We start from the raw sequence: 14,562 nt of genomic DNA, 5'->3' as shown, positions 1-14,562 counted from the left end.
ATTGATGCGCACCGGCTCAAATAATCACTTTTTATTCGAAATTAGCGTGCCTTTCAGGCCGTGCGGCTCGGAGCGCAGATACTGCGGTGGCGCTTTGGCCTGCGCGCCCAATTCAGCGGCGGCATGCCACGGCCAGCGCGGGTCGTAAAGTACTGCGCGCGCCAGCGCGATCAAATCTGCGTCACCTACCTGCAATGCTTGTTCTGCCTGCTTTGGTTCCGTAATCAAGCCTACGCCAATCACCGGAATCTTTACCTGTTTGCGGATGTCGCGTGCAAAAGGCAATTGATAACCGGGACCAACCGTGATTTTCTGCTGCGGTGACAAGCCGCCGCTGGAGACGTGCACATAATCGCTGCCCGCCGCTTCGAGTTGCTGGCTGAAGACAATCGACTGCTCAACATCCCAGCCACCGTCAACCCAATCCGTTGCAGAGAGGCGCACACCTACCGCCACTGAATCTGGCACGGCGCTGCGCACCGCATGGAACACTTCCAGAGGGAAACGCAGACGATTCTCCAGCGAGCCGCCGTACTCATCCTCACGCTGGTTACTCAGTGGCGACAGGAACTGATGCAGCAAATAGCCGTGCGCAGCATGCAGTTCAATCAACTGGATACCGAGTTTCGCCGCACGCTGCGCGCTGTCAACGAAGGCCAGTTTCAGGCGCTCAAGATCCTGTTTACTTAGCGCAACCGGTGCGCGATCTTCAGGATTAAAGGCTTGCGCGGATGGTGCAACGGTTTGCCAGCCACCTTGCTCCAGCGACAGCTGATTGCCGCCCAGCCACGGCGCGGCGCAGGACGCTTTGCGTCCGGCGTGACCGAGTTGAATACCAATGGGAGTGTCAGAATAGTGGCGGATATCTTGCAGAACGCTGGCTAAAGCCGCTTCCGTTGCATCATCCCACAAGCCTAAATCGCCCGGAGAAATACGTCCGGCGGCTTCCACTGCTGTCGCCTCAATGATCAGCAAACCGGCGCCGGAAAGTGCCAGTTGCCCGAGATGAATGCGGTGCCAGGCGCTGGCTTTGCCATCCTCCGCAGAGTATTGGCACATCGGCGCGATGACGATGCGATTATCGAGCGTTAACTTACCCAGTTGCGTCGTACTAAACAGTAAACTCATTGAAACCTCATCTTCAGTGGCTGAATGGCTTTAAGCTTAGGGCGAAAAGCGCATTTTGCAGAGGGCTATGAGTTTGAATGTTGTAGCAAAAAGTAAGTTAAGCGGAATGTGCCGCCGCAAGTCGAAACGCATCAGACATTTTTTCCTGCTCACGTTGTGATAACCCCAAATGTCTGGCGACTATGCGCCATTGCGCAACAATGCTGCTGAATTTTTCAATAATAGTTTCGGCTTCACGTGCCTTCAGCCGGAAATAGGGCGCAACTTCCCGCGCCAAATCGAGATCAAGCGCATTATCAGCTGCCGTCACATTTAATTTTAGGCCATCAGCATAGGGCACTGGATTAAGATCGAAGGCGGCAGATAACCGCCAGCCCTTGCCTGGAACCAGAATAAATCCATGATTGCGCAGATGATCATCGGTGTTAGAGACCAGCATATTAAAGACAATCCGCGACCACAGCTCGCGTAAATCAGCATTGGTTTGGGAGCCATGACGAATCAATACTTCTGCCAGTTCGAGATAACTCACTCCGGTGGACGCATCTTCGCCATCAATATGGCCAGTCATGGTCATCGCGGAGGCAAAGTGCAGACGCTTTCCTTCGGGCGTGCGATCGAAACGGCGCACCATGAAACAGTGATAATCGCTGGCAAATTTTTTCGCCATCGCAGCGGCAACGTCAAGTTCACAAGCCGTGGCGAGAGCATTGACGACCATTTCCCATCCACCCACATCATATTCATCGCGGATGCTGGGGAACTTGGCGATAAATAGCTGACCTTCCTCATCAACCACACTGGCTTTGGGCCGTGCGCCACCCAGAGAACCGCCTGGAGCGATCAACATCCTGAGCCATTCATGTCCCTGAACAGCACGGTTATCCGGATCGCTTTCCAGCGCGCGGCTTGCACGTTCAAGTGCTGCGATTTCAGTAAATGGGGGAGCCGCAATTTCCAATCTGTTATCAAGAAATTCCCCCTGATCCTCCAGCCGGTAACGCAAAGCACCCACGCGATACAGGTCATGAACCCCCAGTAAAAAATCGGATTCAAACATGCGCGTGCCGGAAGGCAATAATCCGCCACGGATATCGCGTTCCAGACGACGCTCCATCAATAAGCGTCCCCATCTGTCGGGGCTGGAATCGCCAAACACACCAAATCCAGCACGATTGTTGGCAGGATATTGTGGCCCTTCGAATAAGTGGATGCCGGGATCTAACTGGATCAACATCAAATCGGGATCGCTAAGCGCTTGCGGATCATACTGAAATTCAAAAGATTCACGCGCCCGGCTGCGGCGAATATGCAGATAACCGAGACGTTTTGGTTGCTTGAGTCCGTTCCAGTCGGCGTAGACGCTAATCATGGTCATTGTCGTGTCCTATTTTTTCTTCCCTGAAATTAGCAGTGAGGCGAGGCCGGCAGAGGTGACTGTCTGAGCGTTTTTTTGCTCAACTCCGCGCTTATTCGCCTCAGCTACCTGCGTGCTGTTCTCACCCTCATCAACCTTATACGCTGATTTAGCGGCAAATAATTTAGTCGTTGAGGTAAGACGTGCATCTTGCAGTTGGCGACCCAGAGTATCCTCAGCAGCCAGCAGATTGAGATCCTGTTCGAGTCCTAACACCTGCATCACAGCCAGATAGGCTCCGATAGTCACACCCGCGCTACCCGCTTCAAGCGAACGCAACGTCATCGGGGTCATTCCCGCGCGTTCCGCCACCTGTTTAGCCGTAAGTTTTCTTCTTTTACGAGCGAGTTTTAATCGCTCTCCAAAAGCGGCAAGCATTTCGCTCGTTTGAGGAAGAAGCAGAGAAGTTCGCTGTGCCATTGTGTCACTATTTTATCTTTAAATGGGGTTAATGGATAAAATATTAGCACTTTGTCGATCTGCATTCCATTTTTAATGATTAAAATAAAAACGAAAAAGTGCTAATAAATTATCATTTAATGAACCTAAAATATAAAATATTAGCACTTCAATTTAAAACGTCGCCGATCGCCAGCCGCGCGCTTTATCATTGCCGGTGCGCACCGCCAGTGAATGCGCTGCACGTTGCGAACGCGCCATCACCTCTTTTTGATTGAGCTGGGTAAACTCACCATTCCGCAGCAGATAAGCGCCATCAACAAACACATCGCTGACCTCGTGGCCGAGCGCCGAGTAGACCAACGATGAAACCGGATGATGGATTGGCGTCATCGCCGGATGCGAAGTATCAACGATCACCACATCGGCGCGTTTGCCGACTTCCAGCGAACCCACCAGATGTTCGAGGCCAATTGCCCGCGCACCATCGATGGTCGCCATCTCCAGCACTTTTTCCGCCGTCATAATGGTGGGATCGCGGTGCACGCCTTTTTGCAGCAGCGCCGCCACTTTCATCGCCTGAAAAAGGTTGTGATTGTTGCTGCTGGCCGGGCCGTCTGAACCCAAACCAACGGTTAAGCCGGCAGCCAGCATATCCGGAATCGGCGGCACGCCGGAAGCGAGGTAGAGATTGCTGCAGGGATTGTGCGACACGCGCGTGTCATGATGTTTAAGTGCGCGGATGTCGCGCGAATTGCACTGCACGCAATGCACCGCCAGCACATCCGGGCCGAGGAAGCCGATATCGCTGAGGAATTCGGTATCGCTGGCCTGAAAACGCAGCTTTGCCTGCTCGATCTCAAAATCGGTTTCCGCCACATGCGTAGTGATCAGCACGCCGGTTTCATCCGCCAGCTGGCGCGTGCCGCGCAGTACTTTCTCATCCAGCGCCCAAATCATGCTTGGTGCCAGACCGACTTTTACCCGGCCATCGACCTGGTGATAACGATCGATCACCGCGCGCGCATCGGCCAGCGCCTGTTCAGGCGTTTCGATCAGTTCGGCAGGAATACCGTGCTCAGCGCCGCTGGTGAGAAAACCGCGACACACATGACCGCGAATGCCGCTGACTTCAAAGGCCTCGATCACTTTGGCGGTTAATCCTCGGCGCGGATGCGCGTACATAAAATCGACCAGCGACGTGACGCCCGAACGCAGTGATTCCATGCAGCCGTGCAGCGCGGCGGCGTAAACATCTTCTTCTGTCAACGCTACGGCGCTGGGTCCGGTCATGCAGGTGAACCACTTTTTCAGCACCATGTCATCGCCGAGACCTTTCAGCAGCGTCTGAAACAGATGCGTATGCGTGTTCACCATGCCCGGCATAATAATGCGTTCGCGGCAGTTGATAATTTCCGCTTCAGGATAGCGCTGCTGCAAAGCGTCGCGCGTGCCGATGGCGCGAATGGTCTTATCTTCAATCAGCAAACTGGCCTGTTCCAGAATCTCGCGTTGCGGATTCATAGTGATAATCCAGCCGTCAGCCAGCAGATAACTCATGAGGCGTTCTCCAGTTGCTGCTGTAATTCAGCGGCATTGACCACAAAACCAAAGCATTGCTGCACGTTATACAGCGTGGCATCGCGGCAATAAGCCGGCGAGGTGGTGGCGCTGCAATCTTCCAGCAGCAGGCAGTCGTAACCGCGAAAGTTGGCATCCTGTAAGGTGCAAAGCACGCACTGATCGACGTTAACACCGGCAAACAGCAGCGTGGTGACGTTGAGATTGCGCAGAATGCTGTCGAGTTCGCTGTCCTGAAAACCGGACATGCGGTATTTGTTGACGCGAATGTCATTGGCATCCGGCGTCAGTTCGTCCACCACTTCCGCCGCCCAGCTGCCGGCCTGCAACACCGGCGCGCCGGAAACCGGCAGCGGATCGCCTAATCCCACGCCATCACCGTTCGGGTTATAGACGTGCAGCAGCGCGGGGCTGAGATTGAGTTTATCAGCGCGATTGCCCCAATTGAGCCAAATCACCGGTACCTGAGCGGCGCGCAGCGTTGGCAGCAAGGCTTGCAGCGGTGCAATCGGCGCGCGCGCGGGCGTGACATCGACGCCGATATGCCCGAGCCAGCCTTCGGCATGACAGAAATCGTTCTGCATATCAATCACCAGGATAGCCGTGCGCTGCAGATCAAAAATCACTGAACGTTCACGCGATGTAAGCTGCACGCTGCGCGACACCTGCGCTGGACGCCGCGTATCAACCACTTGCGCTGAAACGCGCCACTGATTGTGTCGACTGCTGCCTAAAACGTTCTCCGGCATATCAGGCTCCCGTTAACACGCGGATATCTTCAGCATCGAGCGTGACAGGGTCACCGCTACGAATCAGTTCGGAGAAGCCTTCATTCGGCGTCATCACCGTCAGCGTATAGAGCTTGCTGCTGCCGGTGTTACGAATGGCGTGATCGTTACCCGGATGCAGCAGCAGGGAATCGCCTTTGCTTATCTCAAGTTCATCATCGTTGCAGCGCGCCACGCCTTCGCCGTGCAGCACATAGAAGAACTCGTGCGCGGTGGCGTGTTCATTCGGTGGCGTCGCGCCGCCGACGTTGAAGATCTCTACCACAAAGATGTTCTCAATGCCGTCTGACGGCTTGTCGAACAAGATGGCGCAATAGTTGCTGCTGTCCGCACTGATACGGAACGCCTTAACATCCGCAAGATTGTTGAAACGAAACGATTTCATAAATTATTCCTTTCGATAAGGCTGCGTTAATGCGCCGGGTTGCAATGTGCGTCCCACCACGCCGGACATCGCCAGAATGGTGAGCAAGTAAGGCAGCGCCAGCAGCACCTGCGGCGGCAGCGTGTTCTCAAACAGCTGTAGCGAGAGTTGCAGGGCATCTGCAGCGCCAAAGATAAAAGCGGCGACCAGCGCTTTAAGCGGGCTCCAGCGTCCAAAGATGACAATCGCCAGCGCGATAAAACCTTGCCCGCTGACGATGTTGTCGCGGAACAGGCCGATCTGCGCCGTGACCAAATAGCTGCCGGCTAACCCAGCGCCCACGCAGGAGAACAGCACGCCCCACGTGCGAATCTTCAACACGTTGAGCCCGGCGGCATGTGCCGCGCGCGGGTTTTCGCCCACCGCACGCAGCGATAGGCCGAAGCGGGTGTGAAACAGACCAAAGTGCGCCAGCACCGCCAGCAGCAAAGTGAGATAGAGCGGCAGCGGCTGCTGGAACAGAATCGGGCCAATAAACGGCAGCGAAGAGAGCAGCGGCACATGCCAGGGTTCGAGCATTGGGATGGTAGGTGAGGATGCATTGCCTATCACCAGCGCGTAAATCCAGGTGGCTAATCCCGCTGCCAATATATTGAAGACGATGCCCACCACAATCTGGCTGGCATGGGCGCGCAGGTAGAGCGCCGCCAGCACGCAGCCAACCAGCAGTCCGCCGACGCCACCGGCGATAAAGCCCAGCGCGGTCGATCCGCTCTCAACCGCCGTCATGTAGCTGGAAAGCGCGCCCAGCAGAATAGTGCCTTCAATACCGATATTCAGTACGCCGGAGCGTTCGGCATAGATTTCACCGAGCGCCGCCAGTAACACCGGACCGGCAAGGCGCACTGCGGCGGCTAGCCAGCTGACGAAAAAGGCGGTATCGAGATTCATCCACAGATTCATGAGTGTTCCTCCGCCAGCTGGCTGCGCGACTTACGCCCGCCGGGCAGGTTGATGCGGTAATAGCGCAGCAGATCGCCCGCCAGAATCAGTAACACCACCAGACTTTGCAGAATCAACACTACCGAAGTGGGCAAGCCGGTTTGGCGCTGCATGGCGCTGCCGCCCACTTCCAGCCCGCCGTAGAGAATGGCGGTCGGGATCACCAGCAGCGGATTGAGGCGTGCCAGCAAAGCCACCACCACGCCGATAAAGCCGACGCCGCCGGAAATGCCTTCCATCAGGCGATGTTGCACGCCTAATACCGCGCACAATCCCGCCAGTGCAGCCAATCCGCCGCCGAGCAGCACCGCGCCCATTTGGCGGCGATTGACATCCACGCCGCTGTAGCGCGCCGCGCGCGGATTCAGCCCGGCAATTTTGATTTCGAAACCGGCGGGCGTGGCACGCATCAGCCAGAAGACAAACAGCGTGGCGACTAGCGCGATGGCGATGCCCCAATGTGCGCGCATGCCGTTCATCACAAACGGCAGCCAGCTCTCCACCGGCAAACGTGGCGTCTGCGGCAGATCGCCCGGCGCGCGCATTGGGCCGGAAACCAGATACTGCACCATGAACAGCGCCACATAGTTGGCCATCAGCGAAATCAGCACATCGTTGCCGCCAAATTTTACCCGTAACGCGCCAACCCAACCGGCCCAAAGCGCGCCCGCAAGGAAGGCGGCAATCAGCACCATCGGCCAGTAGAGCAGCGCGGGAATCGCCCACGGAAAGCCCTGCGGCGTACCCGACAGCGCGATCCAACTGGCCGCAGCGGCACCCAGCAGAAAACAGCCTTCGAAGCCGATATAACCGAGCCCGGCGCGCCACACCACGATGGTTGCCAGCGCGATCAGCATCAGCGGCGTGGATTGCACCAGGCTGAGACCGAAGCTGCGCAGCGAGCCAAAAGCGGCATCAAACAGGAAGCCATAAGCCGAGAGCGGATTGCCGCCAAACGGGATAAACAGCAAACCGGCAATGATGAAAGCGGCAAGGATGCCGCAAAAACTGGTTAACACTAGCGCGCCGCTGGATTCGGCGGGCGCCAGACGTCGCTCAAGCAGCTTCTTCATGGTTGCCTCCGTTTTTTTTCAGGTGCGCGCCCGCCATCAGTTCGCCGAGGCGTTCTGGCGTGGCGTCGGCGGCGTCCATTTCTCCGGCAATCTGGCCGCTGTACATCACCGCGATGCGATCGGAGAGATTGATGATCTCCTCCAGCTCGGCGGAGATCATCAGAATGGCGCATCCGCGATCGCGCGCCGCCATCAAACCTTGCCACACGCTCTCAATCGCGCCGACATCCAGCCCGCGCGTAGGCTGTTCAACCACTAATAAGCAGGGATTGCTGGCGACTTCGCGCCCGAGAATCAACTTTTGCAGGTTACCGCCGGAGAGTTTTCCGGCTTCGAAATCGGCATCCGGCGTGCGTACCGCAAAGCGGGCGATGATGTCGCGCGCATGCTGACTAATGCGCTGGCGATCCAGCAGCCAGCCGCCCGCGCGGGTAAAGGTGCGCTGGCTGCCAAGCATGGCGTTATCAGTAATCGATAAATCGGTCACCGAACCGACGCCACGCCGATCTGCCGGAATAAAACTGATGCCTTTATGGCGGCGCGTAGCGGGGGAATCGTCGCTGATGTCTTCGCCATTCAGCAGAATGCGACCGGCTTCCAGTTCACGCAGGTTAAGGAGCGCTTCCGCCAGCTCCGATTGACCGTTGCCTTCCACACCGGCAATGCCGAGGATTTCGCCCGCAGCGACGTTGAGCGACACGCGCCAGATTTTCTGCTGGCCGCTGGCATCACGCACCGCAATGCTATCCACCTGCAACACGGTTTTGCCCGGCTGGCACGGCGTTTTTTCGACGCGCAGCACCACATCGCGCCCAACCATGCGGCGTGCCAGATCGCGCTCCGAAGTGTCTTTAATATCCACTGAATCCACCATTTTGCCGCCGCGCATCACCGAAACGTGATGGGCAATCGCCATGATTTCATACAGTTTGTGAGTGACAATCACTACCGAACGGCCTTCTGCGCACAGTGATTTCAGGGTAGCGAACAGGCCGGCTTTCTCCTGCGGCGTCAGCACCGCCGTCGGTTCGTCGAGAATCAGCACCTGCGCATCACGGTACAACAGCTTGAGGATCTCCACACGTTGCTGCACGCCGATCGGCAAATGCTGCACTTTCGCCCAGGGATCGATCGCCAGCCCGTGTTTATCCGATAGCGCCTGCAAACGCGCCGCCGCCGCGCGCAGATCAAGTACGCCGCTAGCGCCTTCTTTTAATCCCAGCACCACGTTTTCCACCACGCTCATCGGCTGCACCAGCATGAATTCCTGATGCACCATGCCAATGCCGCAGGCGATGGCATCGCTGGGATCGCGAAAACGCTGCGCCTGGCCATCCACCTCAATGCTGCCTTCATCGGCCTGATACAGGCCGTAAAGGATTTGCATCAGCGTGCTTTTGCCCGCGCCGTTTTCACCCAGCAGCGCGTGGATTTCGCCGGCTTTAATGCTGAGCGACACGTCATCATTGGCCACCACGCGCGCAAAGCGTTTGGTGATATTTTTCAGCGCGACGCGGATGTTTGCTGTTGCTGTCATGATGGTTAAACCACTGGCTTCAGCGCGCCGCTATCAAGCTGCTGCCAGATCTGCTGGAAGCTAGCCCATGCGCTGGCACTCACCAGTTTGGCATTGTAATGTTCGCTGCCATTGACCACCGACCAGGCTTTGCCAACGGTGGGGTGCCATTCGTCGCCGCCTTTGAAGGTTTTATTCGCCACCGACTCGCCAACCTGTTCCACCATCCAGTCGAGGTTCTGGCGGAAGCTGCAGGCAACATAATCGGGCGCGACATCACGCTGATCGACATAGCAGCCGATAGCTTTGACTTTCGCCGCTGCCGCGCCTTGCATCGCGCCGAGGCCGGTGACGTCTGCGGCATGCCAAATCACATCCGCGCCGTTGCCAATCATGGTGGTGGCAGCTTCACGGCCTTTGGCGGCGTTGTCGTAATCGCCGGTCACCACGCCCATGCCTTTGATGCCCGGACGGGTTTTCTCAGCGGCCTGAATAAAGGCGCGCATCATTGCCTGCTGCGTGGGATTATCGCCGCCGCCCACAAAGCCGACCGCTTTGCCTTTTGCGGAGATCAGCGCCGCCAGCGCACCGGCGGCATAGGCGCCTTGCAGATAGGCGAGGTTGACGTATTCCACGTTGTCCGGTGATTTTTCGCCTGGCTTGAAGGTGGACGCGAAGAAATATGTATCAGGATATTCCGGCGCGATTTCGGCAAACGCCGAGCCGTATTCAAAGCTGTGGCCAATGATCAGCGTGTAACCGTCATCGGCGTAGCCACGTATGGTTTGATCCATCTGCGCCTGCGACACGCTTTCGCTGTGCGCCACGCTGAAACCGGCTTTTTGCAGGCTCTGCAATCCGGCATACGCCAGCGAACTCCAGCCGCCATCGGCAACCGAGCCGGGCAACAGCAGGGCGATTTTTATGGTGTTATTCGCCGCCATCGCTTTGCGCGACAACATCGGTGCCAGCGCGGGTAACAACAGTGCGCCAGCCACTAACTTCGCAAACTTTCTGCGGGATACGTCTGCCATCATGTGTTCTCCTGGTGTGGTTTTGATGTATTAATCACCGGAAGAGCATTATCTTAAAAGCATCATTTTTAGTACTTACCGATGCCTAAAAGGCAACGCAGGGGGAATATGCTGCAACATCGTTTGTTTGTGTATATCGATCAGGTGGCGCGCAGCGGTTCAATTCGCAAAGCGGCTGAACGGCTACACATCTCCGCGTCGGCGATTAACCGCCAGCTGATTGCGCTGGAAGAGGAGCTTGGCACGCCGCTGTTTCAGCGTTTGCCGCGCAAAATGATCCTTACCGCCGCCGGTGAAGCGCTGATTCATCATGTGCGTCAGAGCTTTAAAGAGATTGAAATCGCGCAGATGAAAATCGAAGAGCTGAAAGGACTGCGGCGCGGCGAAGTGACGGTAGCAATGATGAGCGGATTAGCAGCAAACCTGATTCCGCGCGTGGCAGCGGAGTTTCGCCGCGCCAATCCGCGGGTGAAATTGCTGCTGCAACAACTCACCACCGGCGAGAACATCACTAACGCGGTGGCAAGTGGCGAGGCCGATTTGGGGATTGGATTTGATTTCGACTTGCAGCCGGTGCATCGCAATATTGCCAGCGTGCCGGTGCGATTGGGCGCGGTGGTGGGCGCGGGGCACCCGCTGGCGGAGAAATCCAGTTTACGTTTGAGTGATTGCTTGCCGTATCCGGTGGTGATTGCCGACAAATCGATGGTGATTCGGCCTTACCTAAATGAAGTGTTCGCGCGTGCCTCGATCAATATGCAGCCAGTTATTGAAACCAATTCGATCGAGGTAATGCGCCAGTCGGCGATGATGGATCAAACTCTCACGTTTCTCACGCCGATTGACATTGAATCTGACCAGCGCAGCGGCCGGTTAATCTATATTCCGGTGCGCGAACTGGCGCAGCACACGCAAACGCTGATGTTGATCGGCCACGATCGCGGTACCAGCGCGATTGGTAGCGTGTTCGCCGAAACCATTAAAGGGATGATGTCGGAATTGCGTTAATCGTAGGGTGCGCATTAATGCGCACTTGGTCACCTTACATGGCGACCCTACGAGAATGCGGTGCGATCGGTCAGGAAATGAATATCGAAATCGTTCACTTCGCGTGCCAGCTTCAGCAGCGCATGTGCAGCACGATCGGTGGCAATCGCACCGCGCTCAGCATCCGCCGCTGCGGCGTTGCCGGTAGCACCAGACAGATGCAGATCCTGCGCCATCCAGCCAAAACCAATGCCGCCTTCCGGCGTTAAAATACCGCCGGTCGCTTCAAGCGCCACCGAAGTGGAAACGAAATGAGCGGCGTGCTGCATCTGCACCAGTTCAGGGTGCAAATGCAGCATCATGCTGGTTTCTGATTCACCGCCGTGAATGCCGTGATTAAGTTCATGCGCGCTGTAGAGATCCGATGCATCAATGGTACGGAACCAGCTGGCGCTGACGGCAAACATGCCCAGTTCGATGCGCAGCTGGCGACAGACGATCTCCATCAGCTGCGGCTGTCCGCCGTGCGAGTTCCAGAAAATCAGCTTGCGAATTCCGGCGCGCCAGGCGCTTTTTGCGACTTCGAACCACACTTTGCCTAACACGTCATACGGCAGCGAAAGGGTGCCGGGATAGGCAAGATGTTCATCCGATTTACCCATCGGCAGCGCGGGCAGCACCAGCAAAGGAAGATCGTCGGGCAATAATTCCACCGCGCGTTGAATAATGCCGGCGTTGATCGCCGCATCCACACGCACCGGTAGATGCGGGCCATGTTGTTCAACTGCGCCAATCGGCAGCACGGCGACGATATTCGCCATATCAAGTTCACTGAATTCCCGGGTTGAGAGATCCCACCACCAGGGCGAAGACGGTTTGAGCATGTTGACCTCCATTTTTTAACCCCAACATAGCGGGTTAATAGTGCAATGGAAGCAACAAAATTCGCACTTTGCGTTGCTTTAAAGGCATTGGTCATAAGCAGGTCGCCATGAATGATCGGCGACCCAACAAGAGCGGCGTTACTTCTGATTTTTACTGGTGAATTCCTGATAATTTTCTTTGGTCACCGTCTGGTATGGCACCCAGTTGTAGGCTTCGGTCTTTTTACCGCTCAACATGTCGTAAGCCACATCGACTGCACCGGTCGCCTGGCCTTTCGCATCCTGGAAGATCGTCACCGCCATTTTGCCGTTCTTAATAAACTGCAAACCATCCGGCGTGCCGTCGATGCCGGCGACTAACACATTGCTTTTCTTCAACTGATCGAGCGCCATAATCGCCCCGATCGCCATTTCATCGTTGTTCGCGATGATGGCGTTGATATCATTCCCATCCTGCAACCATGACAGGGTTTTATCGACCGCTTCGTTGCGCTGCCAGTTGGCGCTCTGTTTCTGAATCACTTTCAGGCCGGGATGATCCTTCACATAATCTTCAACCGCTTTGGTGCGCTGACGTGCTTCTTCGGTGGAGAGGGCGCCCATCAGAATGGCGATATTTCCTTTGTTATCCAGACGTTTGGCTAAAGCTTCGATCTCCATCTTGCCGCTTAACGCCGAATCTGAACCGACGTAAGCCATTTTGCCGGTCAGTTTCACTTCGGGTTTACGGTTCACGAAGATCAGCGGGATATTGGCTTTCTGCGCAGCGGCGATCACCGGCATTACGCCTTGCGTATCCACCGGGTTGATGATGATCGCGTCTGCGCCCTGATTGATGAAATCATCCACCTGCTGGATTTGCAGAGATACATCGCCTTTAGCATCGGCAAACTGGCTGTTAAGCCCTTTGTCTTTAAGCTGCTTTTCCATCTGGCTTCGTAAGATGGAAACAAAATTGAGATCGAGATTAGCCAGAGCGACGCCAACCATGTAGGTTTTCGCCTGGGCAGTGAACACACTGAGCAAACCGCAGATAAGCATTAGTACTTTGAATAATTTCATTTTTTTATCTCTGTAGGGGAGGTTTCAATTATTTTGCATCCGGGTGCAAAATCAACGGGATGAGTCCCGCTGATTGACATCATGTTCAGACGGACAACGCGATGTGCTGCATTCACTCTCTGGCACGGTTGAAAAATAGTCAACGCAGCAAAAAGCGATTTCATCACCACGATCACAAAATCATCACGATTTGCACCCGAGTGCATTACAAAAATGCAACCGGGTGCAAAGTTTGCAAAAATCGCCTCTTGCTTACATGAGGAATCGCTCTATGCTCGCTTTTTGCCAGCTAATTTGCGGAAGGGAGCCGATGACGAGAACAGTAAAAAAAGCCACGGCCAGCGATGTGGCGCTTCTTGCCGGCGTATCGAAATGGACGGTATCGCGCGCGTTTATGCCCGGCGCTTCAATCTCTGAGAAGGCGCGCGAGAAGGTGATGCGCATCGCTAAAGAGCTGGGATATCGGCCCAATTTGCTGGCGCGTAGTCTGGTAAAGAAGAAAACGCATATTATTGGCGTGGTGATCGACGAACTGAAAAATCCGCATACGCTGATGATTCTCAATGAAGCTACGCAGCAGCTACAACGTCGCGGCTATATGGCGTTGATCCTCAACATCACCGACGGCGAGCCGTATCGATCGGTAATGACGCAGGCGGATCAATTGCAGATCGACGGCATTTTGTTTCTCGGTACGGTGTTATCGGCGCAGCTGATTACGCTGGTGGAGGATATGTACAACATTCCGCTGGTGCAGCTGTGTCGCAATACGCATGCGCAGGGCATCGATGTGGTGGCGATTGATGGTTATGCCGCCGGCAAGCAAATCGCCGAGCTGTTGCTGGCGCAGGGCGCGCAACGGTTTGGTTTTATGCAAGGTCCGGATACACCAACGTCACATCTGCTGCGCAAAGAGGGATTTGAAGCGACGCTGCAACAAGCGGGCTGTCAAATTGATGTGCTGCTTAAAGCCGGCAGCTACGATCGTGCACGCAGCTGGCAAGCGATGAGCGATTATCTGCGTCAACCGGATGCGCCCGCAATTGATGCGCTGTTCTGTGAAAACGATGTGCTGGCGCTCGGCGCGATGGAAGCGATGCGCGCCGCCCCGACCAGGCCAAGGATTGCGGTGGTGGGATTCGATGATATTGAAGAAGCCAGCGCGCCAGGCTGCCAACTCACCACCTTTAGCCAACGTATTGATCTGCTGATCGCCGAAGCGTTAAACCGATTGATTGATGGTCGCGAGAGTGCGGATGAGCATTGGCGGCGGGGTGAAATGCGAGTACGGCGTTCGCATTTGAGGTCGCCATAAATGACGACCCAC

General features: G+C 55.8%; 14 protein-coding genes. 2 read left to right on the top strand and 12 right to left on the bottom strand.

The window, feature by feature from the left end:
• Positions 1–24 precede the first annotated feature (24 nt).
• From ACFQW4_RS01500 to ACFQW4_RS01455, 10 genes are all read right to left on the bottom strand, one after another.
• Entirely contained in the window at positions 25–1,128 is a 1,104-nt protein-coding gene (locus tag ACFQW4_RS01500; protein ID WP_101761475.1) for an NADH:flavin oxidoreductase/NADH oxidase, read from the bottom strand.
• A gap of 97 nt (positions 1,129–1,225) precedes the next feature.
• The gene (locus ACFQW4_RS01495; RefSeq protein WP_222233954.1) at positions 1,226–2,506 is read right to left on the bottom strand and encodes a type II toxin-antitoxin system HipA family toxin; all 1,281 of its coding nucleotides are present in this window, start codon (positions 2,504–2,506) and stop codon (positions 1,226–1,228) included.
• Between the two features lie 9 nt (positions 2,507–2,515).
• Positions 2,516–2,965 carry a helix-turn-helix domain-containing protein gene (locus tag ACFQW4_RS01490; protein WP_222233953.1) on the bottom strand — a complete coding sequence of 150 codons (450 nt, stop codon included), beginning with the start codon at positions 2,963–2,965 and terminating at the stop codon, positions 2,516–2,518.
• Between the two features lie 153 nt (positions 2,966–3,118).
• Entirely contained in the window at positions 3,119–4,504 is a 1,386-nt protein-coding gene (locus ACFQW4_RS01485) for an amidohydrolase family protein (RefSeq protein WP_377723343.1), read from the bottom strand.
• Positions 4,501–5,274 (bottom strand): cysteine hydrolase family protein, encoded by a 774-nt coding sequence (locus tag ACFQW4_RS01480; RefSeq protein ID WP_110866915.1) that lies wholly within the window; start codon positions 5,272–5,274, stop codon positions 4,501–4,503. The genes ACFQW4_RS01485 and ACFQW4_RS01480 overlap by 4 nt, the downstream gene beginning before the upstream one ends.
• Before the next feature lies 1 nt (position 5,275).
• A complete protein-coding gene (locus ACFQW4_RS01475; protein WP_377723341.1) occupies positions 5,276–5,698 on the bottom strand; it encodes a cupin domain-containing protein in 423 nt (140 codons plus the stop codon).
• Positions 5,699–5,701: 3 nt separating this feature from the next.
• Complete coding sequence (locus ACFQW4_RS01470; protein ID WP_377723339.1) at positions 5,702–6,640, bottom strand: ABC transporter permease; 939 nt, start codon at positions 6,638–6,640, stop codon at positions 5,702–5,704.
• The gene (locus ACFQW4_RS01465) at positions 6,637–7,752 is read right to left on the bottom strand and encodes an ABC transporter permease (RefSeq protein ID WP_377723337.1); all 1,116 of its coding nucleotides are present in this window, start codon (positions 7,750–7,752) and stop codon (positions 6,637–6,639) included. The genes ACFQW4_RS01470 and ACFQW4_RS01465 overlap by 4 nt, the downstream gene beginning before the upstream one ends.
• Positions 7,736–9,289: an ABC transporter ATP-binding protein gene (locus ACFQW4_RS01460; protein WP_377723335.1), complete on the bottom strand. Its 1,554-nt coding sequence runs from the start codon at positions 9,287–9,289 to the stop codon at positions 7,736–7,738. Before ACFQW4_RS01460 ends, ACFQW4_RS01465 begins: the two co-directional genes overlap by 17 nt.
• A gap of 5 nt (positions 9,290–9,294) precedes the next feature.
• On the bottom strand, positions 9,295–10,305 hold the full coding sequence (locus ACFQW4_RS01455; RefSeq protein ID WP_271460416.1) for a BMP family protein: 1,011 nt from the start codon (positions 10,303–10,305) through the stop codon (positions 9,295–9,297).
• A gap of 105 nt (positions 10,306–10,410) precedes the next feature.
• Between ACFQW4_RS01455 and ACFQW4_RS01450 the strand changes: the two genes are divergently transcribed.
• The gene (locus tag ACFQW4_RS01450) at positions 10,411–11,310 is read left to right on the top strand and encodes a LysR family transcriptional regulator (RefSeq protein WP_101761485.1); all 900 of its coding nucleotides are present in this window, start codon (positions 10,411–10,413) and stop codon (positions 11,308–11,310) included.
• A 47-nt stretch (positions 11,311–11,357) separates the two neighbouring features.
• On the opposite strand, the gene ACFQW4_RS01445 is transcribed toward ACFQW4_RS01450, so the two are convergent.
• Together ACFQW4_RS01445 and ACFQW4_RS01440 are read right to left on the bottom strand one after the other, a co-directional pair.
• Positions 11,358–12,173, bottom strand: coding sequence for a creatininase family protein (locus ACFQW4_RS01445; RefSeq protein WP_192412973.1), 816 nt, complete (start codon positions 12,171–12,173; stop codon positions 11,358–11,360).
• A gap of 138 nt (positions 12,174–12,311) precedes the next feature.
• Positions 12,312–13,235: a substrate-binding domain-containing protein gene (locus ACFQW4_RS01440; protein ID WP_192412975.1), complete on the bottom strand. Its 924-nt coding sequence runs from the start codon at positions 13,233–13,235 to the stop codon at positions 12,312–12,314.
• Positions 13,236–13,545: 310 nt separating this feature from the next.
• Between ACFQW4_RS01440 and ACFQW4_RS01435 the strand changes: the two genes are divergently transcribed.
• Positions 13,546–14,550, top strand: coding sequence for a LacI family DNA-binding transcriptional regulator (locus tag ACFQW4_RS01435; protein WP_377723331.1), 1,005 nt, complete (start codon positions 13,546–13,548; stop codon positions 14,548–14,550).
• Positions 14,551–14,562: the final 12 nt, after the last annotated feature.

Origin of the sequence: Pantoea sp. GCM10028869, from assembly GCF_042666835.1 — a bacterium.
Lineage (GTDB): Bacteria > Pseudomonadota > Gammaproteobacteria > Enterobacterales > Enterobacteriaceae > Pantoea > Pantoea leporis.
This window is presented reverse-complemented; position numbering and strand designations above follow the sequence as displayed.

Bases quoted from the DNA above. Each gene is read 5' to 3' on its own strand.
- ACFQW4_RS01500 (WP_101761475.1), bottom strand. From the start codon at position 1,128: ATGAGTTTACTGTTTAGTACGACGCAACTGGGTAAGTTAACGCTCGAT.
- ACFQW4_RS01495 (WP_222233954.1), bottom strand. From the start codon at position 2,506: ATGACCATGATTAGCGTCTACGCCGACTGGAACGGACTCAAGCAACCA.
- ACFQW4_RS01490 (WP_222233953.1), bottom strand. From the start codon at position 2,965: ATGGCACAGCGAACTTCTCTGCTTCTTCCTCAAACGAGCGAAATGCTT.
- ACFQW4_RS01485 (WP_377723343.1), bottom strand. From the start codon at position 4,504: ATGAGTTATCTGCTGGCTGACGGCTGGATTATCACTATGAATCCGCAA.
- ACFQW4_RS01480 (WP_110866915.1), bottom strand. From the start codon at position 5,274: ATGCCGGAGAACGTTTTAGGCAGCAGTCGACACAATCAGTGGCGCGTT.
- ACFQW4_RS01475 (WP_377723341.1), bottom strand. From the start codon at position 5,698: ATGAAATCGTTTCGTTTCAACAATCTTGCGGATGTTAAGGCGTTCCGT.
- ACFQW4_RS01470 (WP_377723339.1), bottom strand. From the start codon at position 6,640: ATGAATCTGTGGATGAATCTCGATACCGCCTTTTTCGTCAGCTGGCTA.
- ACFQW4_RS01465 (WP_377723337.1), bottom strand. From the start codon at position 7,752: ATGAAGAAGCTGCTTGAGCGACGTCTGGCGCCCGCCGAATCCAGCGGC.
- ACFQW4_RS01460 (WP_377723335.1), bottom strand. From the start codon at position 9,289: ATGACAGCAACAGCAAACATCCGCGTCGCGCTGAAAAATATCACCAAA.
- ACFQW4_RS01455 (WP_271460416.1), bottom strand. From the start codon at position 10,305: ATGATGGCAGACGTATCCCGCAGAAAGTTTGCGAAGTTAGTGGCTGGC.
- ACFQW4_RS01450 (WP_101761485.1), top strand. From the start codon at position 10,411: ATGCTGCAACATCGTTTGTTTGTGTATATCGATCAGGTGGCGCGCAGC.
- ACFQW4_RS01445 (WP_192412973.1), bottom strand. From the start codon at position 12,173: ATGCTCAAACCGTCTTCGCCCTGGTGGTGGGATCTCTCAACCCGGGAA.
- ACFQW4_RS01440 (WP_192412975.1), bottom strand. From the start codon at position 13,235: ATGAAATTATTCAAAGTACTAATGCTTATCTGCGGTTTGCTCAGTGTG.
- ACFQW4_RS01435 (WP_377723331.1), top strand. From the start codon at position 13,546: ATGACGAGAACAGTAAAAAAAGCCACGGCCAGCGATGTGGCGCTTCTT.